The following is a 15,143-nucleotide window of genomic DNA, read 5'->3' on the forward strand; positions in this document are numbered from 1 at the left end:
TGCATCGTCAATGCGACGCCTGTGATCATCTTGATAAGGGATGGATAAGTGCGAGTGCCAGCTCAGAGGCGGTCGAGGACGGTTCTGTGACATGCCCAAGACATGTGCGGAACAGTCGTTATCCGTTCGCCGCCGTGGCAAGTGCCGTCAGGAGCGCAGGCGCAGGCCCCTCGGGGTGGCGTGGAAACCGGCCGACTCCAAGGCGGACCCGAGGGGGGACGTCAGGGAGGCGGCGGCGTTGATGCGCTCCACCGTGAGGGCCGGGAGGGTGCCAGCCCGGGAGGCGGCGGCCAGGGCCGCCACCGCCGCCGTCAGCCGCGGGTCCCCGGCATCCGGCCAGGCCAGCAGGGTCTTGCCGCCGCGCTCCAGATACAGGGTGAGTTCGCCGTCGACCAGAACCACCAGGGAGCCCGCCTTGCGGCCCGGCTTGTGGGTGGCGCCGGCCGGGGGCTCCGGCCAGGGCAGCGCCGCGCCGTACGCGTTCGCCGGATCGGCGGCGGCGAGGACCACCGCCGCCAGCGGGGGCGGGGTCCGCTCGGCGGCCCGGAGCCGGTCCACCGCACCGTCCATCGCGAACTGGGCCGCGCCCAGCCCCTCGACGACATAGCCCCGACGGGCCTGGCCGCTGTCCTCGAAGGCCGACAGGACGCGGTAGACCGCGCTGAAACCGCCCTCGATCCCCTCCGCGGCCACCGCGCCCCGCGTCACCACCCCGTGCCGGTCCAGCAGGGTCCGGGCCATGGCGTGGGCCCGGTGGGTCGGGTCGGGGGCCTGTGACGGGAGCACCGACCAGCGGCCCGATACCGTGGGCGGGCCGGTCCGGGACACGGTCGCGCCGAGCGTGCCGTACCGGCCGCGGGGGACGGTGCGCCGGGCCCGGTGGGCGGTGGAGCCCGCCGTCCGGCCCGAGCCGAGCAGCGATCGCAGCGGGGCCAGGGTGTCGTTGGTGAGCCGGCCCGACCAGGCCAGATCCCAGAGCGCATCCGCGAGGGCCATGTCGGAGACTTCGGGCAGCACCGCGCGCACGGAATCGGCAATCTGGCGGAAGAACAGGCCGTACCCGCCCGCCAGGGACTCCAGGACCGCCTGGTGGAGCGGGCTCTGCTCCAGAGGGTGCGGCGGGGGCAGGAGCAGCGGGGCCGCCTCCGCCAGGTAGAGGGAGACCCAGCCGTCCTTGCCCGGCAGGGAGCCGGCGCCCGCCCACACCACCTCGCCGGAGGTGGTCAGCTCGTCCAGCAGGGCCGGGGAGTACCCGCTGACCCGCGAGGGGAGGATCAGGCGCTCCAGCGCGGAGGCCGGCACCGGCGCGCCCTGGAGCTGCTCGACCGCCCGGGCCAGGCCGTCGATGCCGCGCAGGGCTCCGCCCAGGTGCTGCCACTGCGGGAGGAAGGTGGCCAGCGAGGCCGGCGGGACCGGCTCCAGCTCCTGGCGCAGCGCGGCCAGGGAACGGCGGCGGAGCCTGCGCAGCACCGCCGCGTCGCACCACTCCTGGCCGATGCCCGCCGGATGGAACTCGCCCTGGACCACCCGGCCGGCCGCCGCGAGCCGGTGCAGGGCGCCCTCGGTGACCGCCGCTCCCAGGCCGAACCGGCCCGCCACGGCGGCCGTGGTGAACGGTCCGTGGGTCCGGGCGTACCGGGCGAGGAGGTCGCCCAACGGATCCTTGACCGGCTCGGTGAAGGCCTCCGGGACGCCGACCGGGAGCGCCGTGCCCAGCGCGTCCCGCAGCCGGCCCGCGTCCTCGACCGCCGCCCAGTGGTCCGCGCCGCCGATCCGGACCCGGATGACGCGGCGGGCCGAGGACAGCTCGCGCACCCAGGACGGCTCGGCCCCGCGCTCGGCGAGCTCGGCATCCGTCAGCGGGCCCAGCAGCCGCAGCAGGTCCGCCACCGACTCGCTGTCCTTGGCCCGCCGGTCCTCGGTGAGCCACTGCAGCTCCCGCTCCAGCTCCTCCAGCACCTGCGCGTCGAGCAGTTCGCGCAGCTCCGCCTGGCCGAGCAGCTCGGCCAGCAGGCGGGAGTCCAGCGACAGCGCGGCCGCCCTGCGCTCGGCGAGGGGCGAGTCCCCCTCGTAGAGGAACTGGGCCACGTACCCGAAGAGCAGCGACCGTGCGAAGGGGGACGGTTCGGGGGTGGTGACCTCGACCAGGCGGACCCGGCGCGCCTCGATGTCGCCCATCAGCTCGGTCAGCCCGGGCACGTCGAAGACGTCCTGGAGGCATTCGCGTACGGCTTCCAGGACGATCGGGAACGAACCGAACTCCGAGGCCACCTGAAGAAGTTGGGAGGCGCGCTGGCGCTGCTGCCACAGCGGGGTGCGCTTGCCCGGACTGCGGCGCGGCAGCAGCAGGGCGCGGGCCGCGCACTCGCGGAACCGGGAGGCGAACAGCGCGGAGCCGCCGACCTGGTCGGTGACGATCTGGTTGACGTCGCCGTGGTCGAAGGCGACATCGGCCGCGCCGAGCGGGGCCTGCTCGTCGTCGAACTCGAAGGACAGCGGGGCGGAGGGGTCGTGGTCCAGCAGGTCCATGCTCAGCAGGTCGGCGTCGGGCAGGCGCAGCACGATCCCGTCGTCGGCGTGCATCACCTGCGCGTCCATGCCGTACTTCTCGGCGAGGCGGGCGCCCAGCGCCAGCGCCCACGGGGCGTGCACCTGCGCGCCGAAGGGGGAGTGGACCACGACCCGCCAGTCGCCGAGCTCGTCGCGGAACCGCTCCACCACGATGGTCCGGTCGTCCGGCACGTGGCCGCAGGCCTCGCGCTGCTCCGCGAGGTACGCCAGGACGTTCTCGGCGGCCCAGGCGTCCAGGCCGGCCGCCAGCAGGCGCAGCCGGCCGTCCTCCTCGGTCAGGCCGCCGAGCTCGCGCAGGAACGCGCCGACCGCGCGGCCCAGTTCGAGCGGGCGGCCCAGCTGGTCGCCCTTCCAGAACGGCAGCCGCCCCGGGACCCCGGGAGCCGGGGTGACCAGGACCCGGTCGCGGGTGATGTCCTCGATCCGCCAGGAGGTGGTGCCGAGGGTGAAGACGTCCCCGACGCGGGACTCGTAGACCATCTCCTCGTCCAGCTCGCCGACGCGGCCGCCGCCCTTCTTGGGGTCCGAGCCCGCGAGGAAGACGCCGAAGAGGCCCCGGTCCGGGATGGTGCCGCCGGAGGTCACCGCCAGGCGCTGCGCCCCCGGCCGGCCGGTGATCGTCCCGGCGACGCGGTCCCACACCACCCGGGGTCTGAGCTCGGCGAACGCGTCCGAGGGATAGCGGCCCGCCAGCATGTCGAGGACGGCGGTGAACGCCGATTCCGGCAGCGCCGCGAAGGGCGCCGCCCGACGGACCAGGGCCAGGAGGTCGTCCAGCTGCCAGGTGTCCATGGCGGTCATCGCGACGAGCTGCTGGGCGAGGACGTCGAGGGGGTTGGAGGGGATCCGCAGGGACTCGATCGAGCCGGTGCGCATCCGCTCGGTGACCACGGCCGCCTGCACCAGGTCGCCCCGGTACTTGGGGAAGACCACGCCGGTGGAGACCGCGCCCACCTGGTGCCCGGCCCGGCCCACGCGCTGGAGCCCGGAGGCCACCGACGGCGGGGACTCCACCTGGACCACCAGGTCCACCGCGCCCATGTCGATGCCCAGTTCCAGGCTGGAGGTCGCGACCACGGCGGGCAGCCGGCCCGCCTTCAGGTCCTCCTCGACCAGGGCCCGCTGCTCCTTGGACACCGATCCGTGGTGCGCGCGGGCCAGCAGCGGCGGGGCTCCGTGGGCGGCGCCCGACTGGGCCATGATCTCCGCCGGGGGCGGTGCGCCGTCGGCCAACTGCTCGCCCGTCGCCCGCTCGTACGCGATCTCGTTGAGCCGGTTGCACAGTCGCTCGGCGAGGCGGCGGGAGTTGGCGAACACGATCGTCGAGCGGTGGGCCTGGACGAGATCGGCGATCCGCTCCTCCACATGCGGCCAGATGGACGGCTTGTCACCGCCCTCCTTGCCCTCGGTGGCGGGGGAGCCGCCCAACTCGCCCATGTCCTGCACCGGGACGACCACCGACAGGTCGAACTCCTTGGCCGACGACGGCTGGACGATCTCCACCTTGCCGCGCGGCGCCAGATACCGGGCCACCTCGTCCACCGGCCGGACCGTCGCCGACAGTCCGATCCGGCGCGCCGGGCGGGGCAGCAGCTCGTCCAGCCGCTCCAGGGACAGCGCGAGGTGCGCGCCGCGCTTGGTCCCGGCGACCGCGTGCACCTCGTCCAGGATCACGGTCTCGATCCCGGCCAGGGCCTCCCGGGCGGCCGAGGTCAGCATCAGGAAGAGGGACTCGGGGGTGGTGATGAGGATGTCCGGCGGCCGGGTGGCCAGCGCCCGCCGCTCCGCGGGCGGGGTGTCCCCGGAGCGGATCCCGACCCGGATCTCCGGCTCGGGCAGCCCGAGGCGGACGGACTCCTGCCGGATGCCGGTCAGCGGGCTGCGCAGATTGCGCTCCACGTCCACGGCCAGGGCCTTCAGGGGCGATACGTACAGCACCCGGCAGCGCTTCTTCGGCTCTGCCGGCGGCGGGGTCGAGGCCAGCTGGTCGAGGGCGGCGAGGAAGGCGGCCAGGGTCTTGCCGGAGCCGGTGGGCGCGACGACCAGCACGTCCGAGCCCGCCCCGATCGCCCGCCAGGCGCCCTCCTGCGCGGAGGTGGGCCTGACGAAGGCCCCCGTGAACCAGGAGCGGGTCGCGGGGGAGAACGATTCGAGCGCGGAGCCGGACATGCCCCCATCCTGCACCCCGGCACTGACAACGGGCCGGACCTGCGAGAACACCCCCGCCCGGAGAGGCGCAGAATGGGGGGATGGGGACGCCGGGGACGGACGGGGGACGCCAGGAGGCCAAGGAGTGGGCCCGGCACTGGCAGTACCCGGAGCTGCCCGGACTGGACCTGCTGCGCGCCCACTACGTCCGGCACACCTTCCCGCGCCACGCCCACGACGGCTACGTCATCGCGGCCGTCACCGGCGGCATCGAGGAGATAGGGCTCCCCGGCGGCACCGTACGGGCCGGTCCGGGCAGCGTGGTCCTGATCAACCCCGAGGTGGCGCACACCGCGCGCGCCGGGGTGCCCGAGGGCTGGGCGTACGCCACCCTCTACCCCTCCCGCGGGCTGATCACCGAGGTCGCCGCCGAGATCGGCACCCTGCGCGGCACCCCCGGCTTCACCGCCGACATGGTCGCCGACCCGCAGGGCTCCCGGGTGATCACCGAGGTCCACCGGGCCGCCGAGGCCGGGAACGCGCTGGCCGCCGACACGCTGCTGCGGGGTGTGGTGGCGCGGATGCTCAGCCGGCACGCGGGCCCGCTGCCCGCCCGTACGGTACGACGCGCGGGCACCGCCGACGCCGAGCGGGCCCGGGCCGTACTGGAGGGGCGGATGGCCGAGCCGCCGTCGCTGGAGCAACTGGCGGCGGAGCTGGGGACGAGCCCCTTCGCCCTGCTGCGCGCCTTCCGGGAGCGGTACGGGATGCCGCCGCACACCTGGCTGACCGACGCCCGGGTGCGGCGGGCCCGCCGGCTGCTCGACGCGGGCACCCCGCCGGCGGAGGCGGCCGTCGCCGTCGGCTTCACCGACCAGCCGCACCTGAACCGGCACTTCACCCGGATCGTGGGCGTGCCTCCGGGCGCGTACCGCATGGAACGGGGAGCGGGCGGCAAGGCCTAGCCTCCGTGCTACGGGCCCGGATGCGGTTGGACGCGCATGACGGGCCGGCTGCCCGCGGCGGAGGCGCCGAGATGGCGGCCGAGTGCCAGGTAGGCGTCGAACTGGTCGTGGTCGAAGGACTGGTCGAAGGTGCTCTGGCGGGGGAAGACCTTCTCGGTGAGGGCGTAGCTCAGCAGCTCGTAGGGCATGTCGGTGGTCAGGCTGGCCTTCGCGAAGATGATCGTGCCCTCCCGGGTCTCGGCCTCGCCCGGGGTGAACTCGATGGGCTCCGGGTAGCGGATGGTGCCCCGTACGACGCACCGCGCGGAGAGGCGCGCGTTGAGGGCCGACATCGGGTCCTCCGGGCACAGTTTCTCGGCGCTGCCCGGCACGAGCGTGAGCATGTTCTGGTCCGGCCCGTCGAAGGTGATCTCCACGCCGAGGTCCTCGTACGCCAGCGCGATCGCCTGGGCGAGCGTGGTGGCCAGCGGGGGGACGTCGCCGCTGGAGTCGATGACGTAGATCTTCCGGCAGCGCAGCCGCAGCAGCTCCACCAGCCCCAGATTGTCGATGTGCCCGCCGTCCGTGCACAGCAGCATGGGGCTGGTGTCCGAGTACAGCCCGATCAGCTCCTGCAGCTGGTAGCGCAGCCGCCGCATCCGCGGCAGCCGGGGCATGGTCCAGTCCGGCGCGAACTTGGCGACCTCGGCGAGGTACAGCGGGTTGGGCAGCCAGGTGCCCAGACGCAGGTTGGACAGGGCCAGCAGCCGCTGCACCGCCTTCGACTGCGTGCCCATCGTGGACGCGAACGCCGCGCCCGAGACGGCGACGGCGGACTGGACGGTCAGGTCGCGCTGGATGAGGGGGTGCGAGATCCGCTCCAGGGTGGAGGTCTTGACCCAGCCGACGTCCGGCCCGCCGACGTAGTCGGAGGCGAAGGTGAAGGGCACGGCCGGCCTGCCCGGCGCCGTGCGGTTGCGGCTGGACAGGGCCGCGGCCGCCGCGAAGATGACCTGCGGGAAGGGCTTCACCCGCTCGGCGTGCGTGCTCAGCCGGGTCAACTCCGCGTGGTAGTCGTACGGAAGTGCCCCGACGGAGCCGTCCCACAGCACCGCGCGCCGCACCGAGAAGGCGCTGGCCAGCCGCTGCCGGTAGAAGGGGTGCAGGCTGCACATGGTCTGGTCGAGCACCACGGCCAGGAGGAGCAGCGCGGCGGGCAGGCCCAGCCGCCACCCCCAGTGCCACTGGTCGGACAGCACGGTGGACCAGGAGAGCACGGCGAGGCCGACGAAGCCGAGCACGAGGAGCACCACCCACACGACGAGGTGCTGGAGCCAGCCCGTGCCGACCCTGGTGACGAGCGAGGCGCCGCTCCCGGAGAACCAGCCCGCCTTCTCGCCGTCCGGCCGGATCTTCTTCACCTGCTGGTACAGCGCGGTGAACATCGCGCCGAGCCAGGTGAGGGCCGCCGTGAGGCCGGCGAGGAGGGACACGCCCTGCGTCCCTTCCGGGAACAGGTTCTGACGCTGCGCCAGCCAGGCGAAGAACCACAGCACCAGGGGGATGAGCAGGGCGTACAGCGCGATCCCGACGGCCATCCACACGATGCCCTTCACCGAGATCCGCAGCCAGCGGGGCCACCCGGACCCGGTGCGCGGCCGGAGCAGGGAGGCCGCCAGGGACACCGCGCCGGCGACCGCGACCAGACCGCTGATGGGCAGCCAGGCGTAGCGGGGGAGGAACAGGGGCCGGACGCCCGTGGACGCACCCGAGGCCGAGGTGGGGTCGAAGCCGCCCGGCCGGAAGCGTTCGATCTCGATCACGGGGACGAGCGAATAGAACTCGTTGAGCGCGATCCCGGCCACGGTGAAGGTCAGGGCCAGCAGCGTGAGGGATACGAGGACCCCGCGCAGCGCCGCGGCCAGGGCCCGTACGAACTCCTGCGGGCTGTCCGCCAGGTACTTGGCGTGCCGCCGCAGATGGTGCTCTTCGGGACTGCCGGGAGCGAACACGTCCTCCGGTTTCGCCAGGTCGGCCGGCGGCGGAGGTTCCTTCCGCCGGTCCCGCGGCTGCCTCGTGGTCAGCGCCAGCTGGAAGGCCCCGGCCGTGAACCCGCCACCGGACACGGAGACCAGGTAGCGCGCCTTGGTCAGCACCTCCGCCTCGCGCAGGGCCTGCAGGGCGCCGAGGGTGACGGACGCGGAGCGGATCCCGCCGCCGGACACGCAGATGCCGACCTCCGCCGCCTCGCGGCCGGGCAGGGGCAGGGCCCGGCTCCGCCAGCGGCGGTGCGCACTCTCCGGCGGCTTCTGCTCGCTCCGCGGCGCGGTCCAGTCCTGCAGGGGCGAGGAGCGGTGCGGCGCCGCCGGCGGCACGACGATCTGCAGATCGTCCGGCGCCCGGCCGGCGCCGTGGGCGAGCCGGTGGGCGAAGCGCACGGGGAGCCGCGGGCCGTGCCGCCGGATCCTGCGGCTGATCAACAGCGCCCAGAAACCCGCCCCGTAGGCCGCCCGGCGGACGCCTTCGACCGCGCGGGTCCGCGCCATCCGGCGCGCGATCCCCGGACTTCCCGGCAGGACCGGCGGCTTCGGGGAGAGCCGCAGTTGCGCCCTCCCCGTGAAGCACCTGGCCAGCAGGGTGAGGAGCACCCAGCCCGCGGCGAGGAACAGCGGGGCGACGAGCGCCCACTTCAGCAGCGCGAACGAGGCCGCCGCCACCAACTCGTAGTCGGGATCGTCGGCCATGTGCTGCAGGGCGCTGCGCAGGAAGGCGTTCTCGGCCAGGTCCGCCGCGGCGGCCACCGGGGTGAGGAGCATCGCCCGGAAGGCGAACCTCCGCGACGCCAGCCGGTACAGGAAGAGGACACCCAGCCCGAACACCGACAGGAGCGCCAGCGCGTACGAGGGGATCAGCCAGTGGCTGTCGGCGCTGATGGCGTGCTGGAAGGCGTCGATGCGCGCGCTGCTGGTCTCACACCGCCGGCCCAGCTCGTAGACGGCCCCGCACGCCTCCTCGCGATGACCGGCGAACTGGAGCAGCTGCTCCCGGTGCTTGCCCAGGCCGTGCGGCCGGTCGTGCAGGTACCGGATGAACAGGGCGCCGGAGGTGATCAGTCCGGCCGCACAGAGGAAGGCCGCCCAGCGGGGAGCCCGGTGCCGGGGGGCCCGGTCGGGAGAGACTGGCATGCGTCGACCGTAGTGTCGCCGTCACGGTGCGTGGTGGACGCGCGCCCGGCCGCGCGCAAGAACGTACAAGACCCGCCCGCCCCGCCCCGCATAGCTTCGGGGCGTGGGAGAACAACGGATGGTGATGCAGGAGACCCCCGCGGGGGTCGCCGTCGAGCGGCCGCGGGCCGCTGTCGTACGGGACGCGCTCGGGGTCGGGGTGGCCGTCGGGCTGTCCGGGTTCGCCTTCGGCGTGACCGCGGCCGGAGCGGGGATCAGCGTGGCGCAGGCCTGCGTGCTGAGCCTGCTCGTCTTCACCGGCGCCTCGCAGTTCGCCCTGGTCGGGGCGCTGGCCGCCGGCGGGAACCCCTTCACGGCCGCCGCCGGGGCCTTCTTCCTCGGGACGCGGAACGCCTTCTACGGGCTGCGGCTCTCGCAGCTGCTCGCCCTGCCGCGCGCCCTGCGGCCCCTCGCCGCGCACTGGGTCATCGACGAGACCACCGCCGTGGCGCTGGCGCAGCCCGACCGGAAGTCGGCCCGCCTCGGGTTCGGCCTGACCGGGCTCAGCCTGTACGTGCTGTGGAACCTCACCACCCTGCTGGGCGCGCTCGGCGCCGAGGCCATCGGCGACACCTCCGCCTGGGGGCTGGACGCCGCCGGACCGGCCGTGTTCCTGGCCCTGCTCGCGCCGATGCTGAAGACCGCCACCGAGCGGGCCGTCGCCGCCCTGGCGCTGGTCCTCGGGCTCGCCTTCCTGCCGGTGCTGCCCGCCGGTGTGCCCGTACTGATCGCCGCGCTGGCCGCGCCGGCCGTGCTGTGGATGAAGGGACGCCGCTCGTGAACGTCTGGATCGCCATCGGGCTCACCGTCGTCGGCTGCTACGCCGTCAAGCTCGCCGGGCTGCTCGTCCCCGCCGGGGCCCTGGAGCGGCCGCTGGTGCGCCGCCTCTCCGCCCTGCTGCCGGTCGCGCTGCTCGCCGCGCTCACCGCCCAGCAGACCTTCAGCACCGGCCACGAGCTCGTCCTCGACGCCCGCGCCGCCGGGCTCGCCGCCGCCGCGGTCGCCCTGCTGCTGCGGGCCCCGTTCCTGCTGGTCGTCGCGGCCGCCGTCGTCGTCACCGCGGGCGTACGGGCCCTGGGCGGCTAGCCGGGCCGAGCGGGCGACCGTACGCCCGCAGGGTGAGCAGGGCCTCCAGGGTCGCGATCGGGCGCCGCTCCAGCGAGCTGCCCGGCGCCCAGGCCCGGCGGCGCACCGGCCAGCCGCCGTCCGCCTGCTGCTCGGCGGCCAGGAAGTCCAGCGAGCGGCGCAGCTCCTCGTCGGTGAACCAGGCGCGGGCCAGCGACTCAGGGCGCCGCGCGAAGTCGTGCGGGTACAGCTGCTCGCCCGGCGCGTAGCCCGGGGCGGGCGGGTACTCGTGCCGCCGCCGCGGATCCAGCACCACGAGCCGCTGCTCGCGCACCAGCCGGCCCAGCCGGTCCGCGGCCGCCGCCGCGCGGGCCCGGTCGGGGGAGCCGTCGAGGAAGGCCACCGCGCTCTGGATCTCGTACGGATGCGAGCGGCGCAGGCCCTCGACCCGGTCCCAGCAGAAGTCCGTCGCCCGGAACAGCCAGGCGTGCCAGATCCGGTTGCGGTGCAGTACGCCGACGACCGGGCCCGTGGTCAGCAGCTCGCCCGGCGGATCGTCGAAGACCGGGTGGTAGGGGGCCGCGGGGTAGCCGCGCGGGGCCGGGGAGACCACCGGAAGCGCGCCGTCCGGCGTGGAGACCCGGGTCAGGTGGCGGCAGAGCCGCTCGATGCGCTGACCGGCGCAGCGGCCCAGGCTGTCCAGGACGCGCAGCGCGTGCGCGGTGTGCAGGGGCTGGCTGAGCGGGCCGCGCAGATCCGGATCGAGCGCGTGCCCGTAGCCGCCGTCGCCGTTGAGGTAGGAGCAGAGGGCTGTGTCCACCGGATCGGCGTCCCCGCCGAGGAAGTGGAACGCGAACCGCCGCTGCTCCAGCACGCGGGCCGTGAGCCAGATGAACTGCTCGGCGCGGGCCAGCGGGGCCAGGGCGGCCGACGAGGGGGCTTCGTCTCCAGGCATGCGAGAAACCGTAGGGCGCCGTGACGCGGCGAGGGGGGACGAACGGGGCCGGTGCACTCTCCGGGGCGGGATACTGGGGTCATGCGGTTGACGATTTTCTGGGAGCGGATGGCGGAGCACTTCGGTGCGGGCTACGCGGACTCCTTCGCGCGGGACCACGTCATGGCGGAGCTGGGCGGCCGGACCGTCCACCAGGCGCTGGACGCGGGCTGGGAGGCCAAGGACGTGTGGCGGGCCGTGTGTTCGGCGATGGACGTGCCGGCTTCGCTGCGCTGAGCTGCGCAGTTTTTACGGTACGGGCTGCCGGTGGGACAGACTTGGCCGCGTGGCAGCGACTGATGAGACGACGGACCCGCCCGAAGCCCCCCGGGGAGCGGGGGAGACGACGCCGACGTGGCCGGTCGACCCGGCGCGCGGCCCGTCCGGAGGCGGCCGTCCGCCGGCCGGGGGCCGGGCGGAGGCGCGGATGCCGCCGTGGCTGCCCCGCGCCGTGGTGCTCGTACTGGCCCTGGTCGCCTGCTTCCAGCTCGGCAGCTGGGCCTTCCACCAGCTGATCGGGCTGCTGGTCAACATCCTGATCGCCTTCTTCCTCGCGCTGGCGATCGAGCCCGCGGTGTCCCGGATGGCGGCCCGCGGGATGCGCCGCGGGCTCGCCACCTTCCTGGTGTTCCTCGGGGTGTTCGTCGCGACCGCCGGCTTCCTCACCCTGCTCGGCTCGATGCTCGCCGGACAGATCATCGAGATGGTGGAAGGCTTCCCCGGCTACCTCGACAGGGTGATCAACTCGATCAACGCCACCTTCCGCACGGAGTTCTCCCGGCTGGAGATCCAGGAGAGCCTGCTGCGCTCCGACTGGCTGCGCAAGTACGTGCAGAACAGCGCGAGCGGCGTGCTCGACGTGTCCGCCACCGTGCTCGGCGGACTGTTCAAGCTGCTGACGATCGGGCTGTTCTCCTTCTACTTCGCCGCCGACGGGCCGCGGCTGCGGCGCGCGCTGTGCTCCGTACTGCCGCCCGCGAAGCAGGCCGAGGTGCTGCGCGCCTGGGAGATCGCCCTCACCAAGACGGGCGGCTACCTGTACTCGCGCGGGCTGATGGCGCTGATCTCCGGCATCGCCCACTACATCCTGCTGGTGATCCTCGGCGTGCCGTACGCGCCCGCCCTCGCCGTGTGGGTGGGGCTGGTCTCCCAGTTCATCCCCACCATCGGCACCTATCTGGCGGGCGCGCTGCCGATTCTGATCGCCTTCGCCGTCGACCCCTGGTACGCGCTGTACGTCCTCGGCTTCGTGGTGGTCTACCAGCAGTTCGAGAACTACGTCCTCCAGCCGAAGCTGACCTCGAAGACGGTGGACATCCACCCCGCGGTGGCCTTCGGTTCGGTCGTCGCGGGCACCGCCCTGCTGGGCGCGGTCGGGGCGCTCGTCGCCATCCCGGCCGTCGCCACGCTGCAGGCGTTCCTCGGCGCGTACGTGAAGCGGTACGCGCTGACCAAGGACGCGGACGCCCCTACTCGGCGCCGCCGTCCGCGTCGCCGAGTACGGCTGCCAAGGCTTCGGTGACGGTCGCCTCGGTGACGGCCTTGTCCGCGCCGAGGCCGCTGAGCACGCCCTCGCCGTCCTCCAGTTCCAGGAGCGCGAGCAGGATGTGCTCGGTGCCGACGTAGCCGTGGCCCAGGCGCAGCGCCTCGCGGAAGGTGAGCTCCAGGGCCTTCTTGGCGTTGGCGTCGAAGGGGATCAGCGCGGGGACCTCCGCGGCCGCCGGGGGCAGGGTGGCGGTCACGGCGGCGCGCACGTCGTCCGCCGCGACCCCCTGGGCGGCGAGCGCGAGCGCGGCGAGCCCCTCGGGCTCGGCCAGCAGGCCCAGGACCAGGTGGCCGGTGCAGATCTCGGTGCCGCCGGCGGCGTGGGCCTCCTGCTGCGAGGCCACGACGACGTTGCGGGCGCGGGGGGTGAAGCGGGCGAAGCCCGCGCTCGGGTCGAGGCCGGCGTCGCCCTCCTTGTCGGCCTTCGGGACGAAGCGCTTCTGGGCGGCCTGGCGGGTGACGCCCATGCTCCGGCCGATGTCGGTCCAGGAGGCGCCGGAGCGGCGGGCCTGGTCGACGAAGTGGCCGATGAGGTGGTCCGCCACGTCGCCGAGGTGCTCGGCGGCGACGACGGCTCCGCTGAGCTGCTCCAGGGTGTCGCTGTGGGACTTCTTGATGGCCTCGATGAGGTCGTCGAGGCGTACCGGATTGGTCATGCGAACGGGTTCCACTGAAGGGTTCGTCATAAGTGCAACCGTAGGTTGACAGTCGAGAGGGCGTCAACCTTGGGTTGTCACTTCGCGCCGCGCGCGTCTCGGGTGGGTCCCGCGTGGCGCGCTTGACAGGGAAATCGAACATCCATTCTGATGAGTTATCCACAGCCGAACCGGTCGTGGAGGCGCATTGTCAGTGGCAGGCATTAGCGTCAATGGCGTGAAGCGATCGACTCAAGCAAACCGGGTGGAACCCATGGCAGGCACCGACCGCGAGAAGGCTCTCGACGCCGCGCTCGCACAGATTGAACGGCAATTCGGCAAGGGTGCGGTCATGCGCCTCGGCGACAAGCCGAACGACCCCATCGAGGTCATCCCCACCGGGTCGACCGCGCTGGACATCGCCCTCGGCGTCGGCGGGCTGCCCCGCGGCCGCGTGATCGAGGTGTACGGGCCGGAGTCCTCCGGTAAGACGACCCTGACCCTGCACGCCGTGGCCAACGCGCAGAAGGCCGGCGGCACCGTCGCCTTCGTGGACGCCGAGCACGCGCTCGACCCCGAGTACGCGAAGGCCCTCGGCGTCGACACCGACAACCTCATCCTGTCGCAGCCGGACACCGGTGAGCAGGCGCTGGAGATCGTGGACATGCTCGTCCGCTCCGGCGCCCTCGACCTGATCGTCATCGACTCCGTGGCGGCCCTGGTGCCCCGCGCCGAGATCGAGGGTGAGATGGGCGACTCGCACGTGGGTCTCCAGGCCCGTCTGATGAGCCAGGCGCTCCGGAAGATCACCGGTGCGCTCAACCAGTCCAAGACCACCGCGATCTTCATCAACCAGCTCCGCGAGAAGATCGGTGTGATGTTCGGCTCGCCGGAGACCACCACCGGTGGCCGTGCGCTGAAGTTCTACGCCTCGGTGCGCATCGACATCCGCCGCATCGAGACCCTGAAGGACGGCACGGAGGCGGTCGGCAACCGCACCCGCTGCAAGGTCGTGAAGAACAAGGTCGCGCCGCCCTTCAAGCAGGCCGAGTTCGACATCCTCTACGGCCAGGGCATCAGCCGCGAGGGCGGCCTGATCGACATGGGCGTGGAGCACGGCTTCATCCGCAAGGCCGGCGCCTGGTACACGTACGAGGGCGACCAGCTCGGCCAGGGCAAGGAGAACGCCCGCAACTTCCTGAAGGACAACCCGGATCTCGCCAACGAGATCGAGCGGAAGATCAAGGAGAAGCTCGGCGTGGGCGTGCGCAAGGACGCCGCCGCGGACGAGGCCGCCGAGGCTCCGGCCGACGCCGCTGCCGCCGCCGTGCCCGCCCCGGCGACGAAGGCCAAGACCGCGGCCAAGGCCGCCGTCGCCAAGAGCTGACCCGTGCGGGAGCAGGAAGGGGGCGGCGGGAGCCGGGGCGGCCGTGAAGGCCGCCCGGAACTGCCGCCCCAGAGCCCCGAGGAGCAGGCGCGGGCGATCTGCCTGCGCCTGCTCACCGGGAGCCCCCGCACCCGGCGCCAGCTCGCGGACGCCCTGCACAAGCGGGGCATCCCCGAGGAGGTGTCACAGCAGGTCCTCTCCCGGTACGAGGAGGTGGGCCTGATCGACGACGCCGCCTTCGCCGGAGCCTGGGTCGAGTCCCGGCACCGCGGCCGGGGTCTGGCCCGCCGGGCGCTCGCGCAGGAGCTCCGGACCAAGGGGGTGCACGCCACCCTCGTGGAGGAGGCCCTGGAACAGCTCGACTCCGAGCAGGAGGAGCAGACCGCCCGGCAGCTCGTGGAGCGCAAGCTCCGCTCCACCCGCGGCCTGGAGCGCGACAAGCGGATCCGGCGCCTCGCCGGGATGCTCGCCCGCAAGGGATACCCGGAGGGCATGGCCCTGCGGGTGGTCCGCCGCGCGTTGGAAGCGGAGGGCGAGGAGACCGACGGTCTGGAGTAGTAGGGCTAACCCCCGGGCGCAGACGCCGGGGTACGCCAATGTCAGGCGGCGGGCCCGGCGGCAGAGTTGACC

General features: G+C 73.6%; 11 protein-coding genes. 7 read left to right on the forward strand and 4 right to left on the reverse strand.

Going from position 1 to position 15,143, the window contains the following annotated elements:
• Positions 1-147: 147 nt before the first annotated feature.
• The gene (locus ACGFYU_RS29325; protein WP_393830315.1) at positions 148-4,740 is read right to left on the reverse strand and encodes an ATP-dependent helicase; all 4,593 of its coding nucleotides are present in this window, start codon (positions 4,738-4,740) and stop codon (positions 148-150) included.
• 80 nt (positions 4,741-4,820) lie between these two features.
• On the opposite strand from ACGFYU_RS29325, the gene ACGFYU_RS29330 reads away from it, so the two are divergent.
• On the forward strand, positions 4,821-5,684 hold the full coding sequence (locus ACGFYU_RS29330; RefSeq protein WP_393830316.1) for an AraC family transcriptional regulator: 864 nt from the start codon (positions 4,821-4,823) through the stop codon (positions 5,682-5,684).
• 8 nt (positions 5,685-5,692) lie between these two features.
• On the opposite strand, the gene ACGFYU_RS29335 is transcribed toward ACGFYU_RS29330, so the two are convergent.
• A complete protein-coding gene (locus ACGFYU_RS29335) occupies positions 5,693-8,848 on the reverse strand; it encodes a hypothetical protein (RefSeq protein WP_393830317.1) in 3,156 nt (1,051 codons plus the stop codon).
• A gap of 118 nt (positions 8,849-8,966) precedes the next feature.
• Here ACGFYU_RS29335 and ACGFYU_RS29340 point away from each other — a divergent pair, with 118 nt between their 5' ends.
• Positions 8,967-9,668, forward strand: coding sequence for an AzlC family ABC transporter permease (locus ACGFYU_RS29340; protein ID WP_393830406.1), 702 nt, complete (start codon positions 8,967-8,969; stop codon positions 9,666-9,668).
• Positions 9,665-9,973, forward strand: coding sequence for an AzlD domain-containing protein (locus tag ACGFYU_RS29345; protein ID WP_393830318.1), 309 nt, complete (start codon positions 9,665-9,667; stop codon positions 9,971-9,973). Before ACGFYU_RS29340 ends, ACGFYU_RS29345 begins: the two co-directional genes overlap by 4 nt.
• Here ACGFYU_RS29345 and ACGFYU_RS29350 read toward each other — a convergent pair.
• Entirely contained in the window at positions 9,942-10,907 is a 966-nt protein-coding gene (locus ACGFYU_RS29350) for a hypothetical protein (protein ID WP_393830319.1), read from the reverse strand. The two genes, ACGFYU_RS29345 and ACGFYU_RS29350, sit on opposite strands and share 32 nt — an antisense overlap.
• 81 nt (positions 10,908-10,988) lie before the next feature.
• Here ACGFYU_RS29350 and ACGFYU_RS29355 point away from each other — a divergent pair, with 81 nt between their 5' ends.
• Complete coding sequence (locus ACGFYU_RS29355; protein WP_393830320.1) at positions 10,989-11,183, forward strand: DUF3046 domain-containing protein; 195 nt, start codon at positions 10,989-10,991, stop codon at positions 11,181-11,183.
• A gap of 190 nt (positions 11,184-11,373) precedes the next feature.
• The gene (locus tag ACGFYU_RS29360) at positions 11,374-12,468 is read left to right on the forward strand and encodes an AI-2E family transporter (RefSeq protein WP_393830407.1); all 1,095 of its coding nucleotides are present in this window, start codon (positions 11,374-11,376) and stop codon (positions 12,466-12,468) included.
• Here the strand turns inward: ACGFYU_RS29360 and ACGFYU_RS29365 are convergent.
• Positions 12,416-13,177 (reverse strand): Clp protease N-terminal domain-containing protein, encoded by a 762-nt coding sequence (locus tag ACGFYU_RS29365; protein ID WP_393830321.1) that lies wholly within the window; start codon positions 13,175-13,177, stop codon positions 12,416-12,418. The genes ACGFYU_RS29360 and ACGFYU_RS29365 overlap by 53 nt on opposite strands.
• Positions 13,178-13,400: 223 nt before the next feature.
• Here ACGFYU_RS29365 and recA point away from each other — a divergent pair, with 223 nt between their 5' ends.
• The gene (gene recA / locus ACGFYU_RS29370) at positions 13,401-14,513 is read left to right on the forward strand and encodes a recombinase RecA (protein WP_393830322.1); all 1,113 of its coding nucleotides are present in this window, start codon (positions 13,401-13,403) and stop codon (positions 14,511-14,513) included.
• 3 nt (positions 14,514-14,516) lie between these two features.
• Complete coding sequence (gene recX / locus ACGFYU_RS29375) at positions 14,517-15,071, forward strand: recombination regulator RecX (RefSeq protein WP_393830323.1); 555 nt, start codon at positions 14,517-14,519, stop codon at positions 15,069-15,071.
• The last annotated feature ends 72 nt before the right edge of the window (positions 15,072-15,143 follow it).

It is taken from the genome of Streptomyces sp. NPDC048337 (assembly GCF_043201175.1).
In the GTDB taxonomy this organism is placed as follows: domain Bacteria; phylum Actinomycetota; class Actinomycetes; order Streptomycetales; family Streptomycetaceae; genus Streptomyces.

Coding starts and splice junctions, on each gene's coding strand:
- ACGFYU_RS29355 (WP_393830320.1), top strand. CDS start 10,989: ATGCGGTTGACGATTTTCTGGGAGCGGATGGCGGAGCACTTCGGTGCG.
- ACGFYU_RS29330 (WP_393830316.1), top strand. CDS start 4,821: ATGGGGACGCCGGGGACGGACGGGGGACGCCAGGAGGCCAAGGAGTGG.
- ACGFYU_RS29325 (WP_393830315.1), bottom strand. CDS start 4,740: ATGTCCGGCTCCGCGCTCGAATCGTTCTCCCCCGCGACCCGCTCCTGG.
- ACGFYU_RS29360 (WP_393830407.1), top strand. CDS start 11,374: ATGCCGCCGTGGCTGCCCCGCGCCGTGGTGCTCGTACTGGCCCTGGTC.
- ACGFYU_RS29350 (WP_393830319.1), bottom strand. CDS start 10,907: ATGCCTGGAGACGAAGCCCCCTCGTCGGCCGCCCTGGCCCCGCTGGCC.
- ACGFYU_RS29365 (WP_393830321.1), bottom strand. CDS start 13,177: ATGACGAACCCTTCAGTGGAACCCGTTCGCATGACCAATCCGGTACGC.
- recA (WP_393830322.1), top strand. CDS start 13,401: ATGGCAGGCACCGACCGCGAGAAGGCTCTCGACGCCGCGCTCGCACAG.
- ACGFYU_RS29335 (WP_393830317.1), bottom strand. CDS start 8,848: ATGCCAGTCTCTCCCGACCGGGCCCCCCGGCACCGGGCTCCCCGCTGG.
- ACGFYU_RS29340 (WP_393830406.1), top strand. CDS start 8,967: ATGGTGATGCAGGAGACCCCCGCGGGGGTCGCCGTCGAGCGGCCGCGG.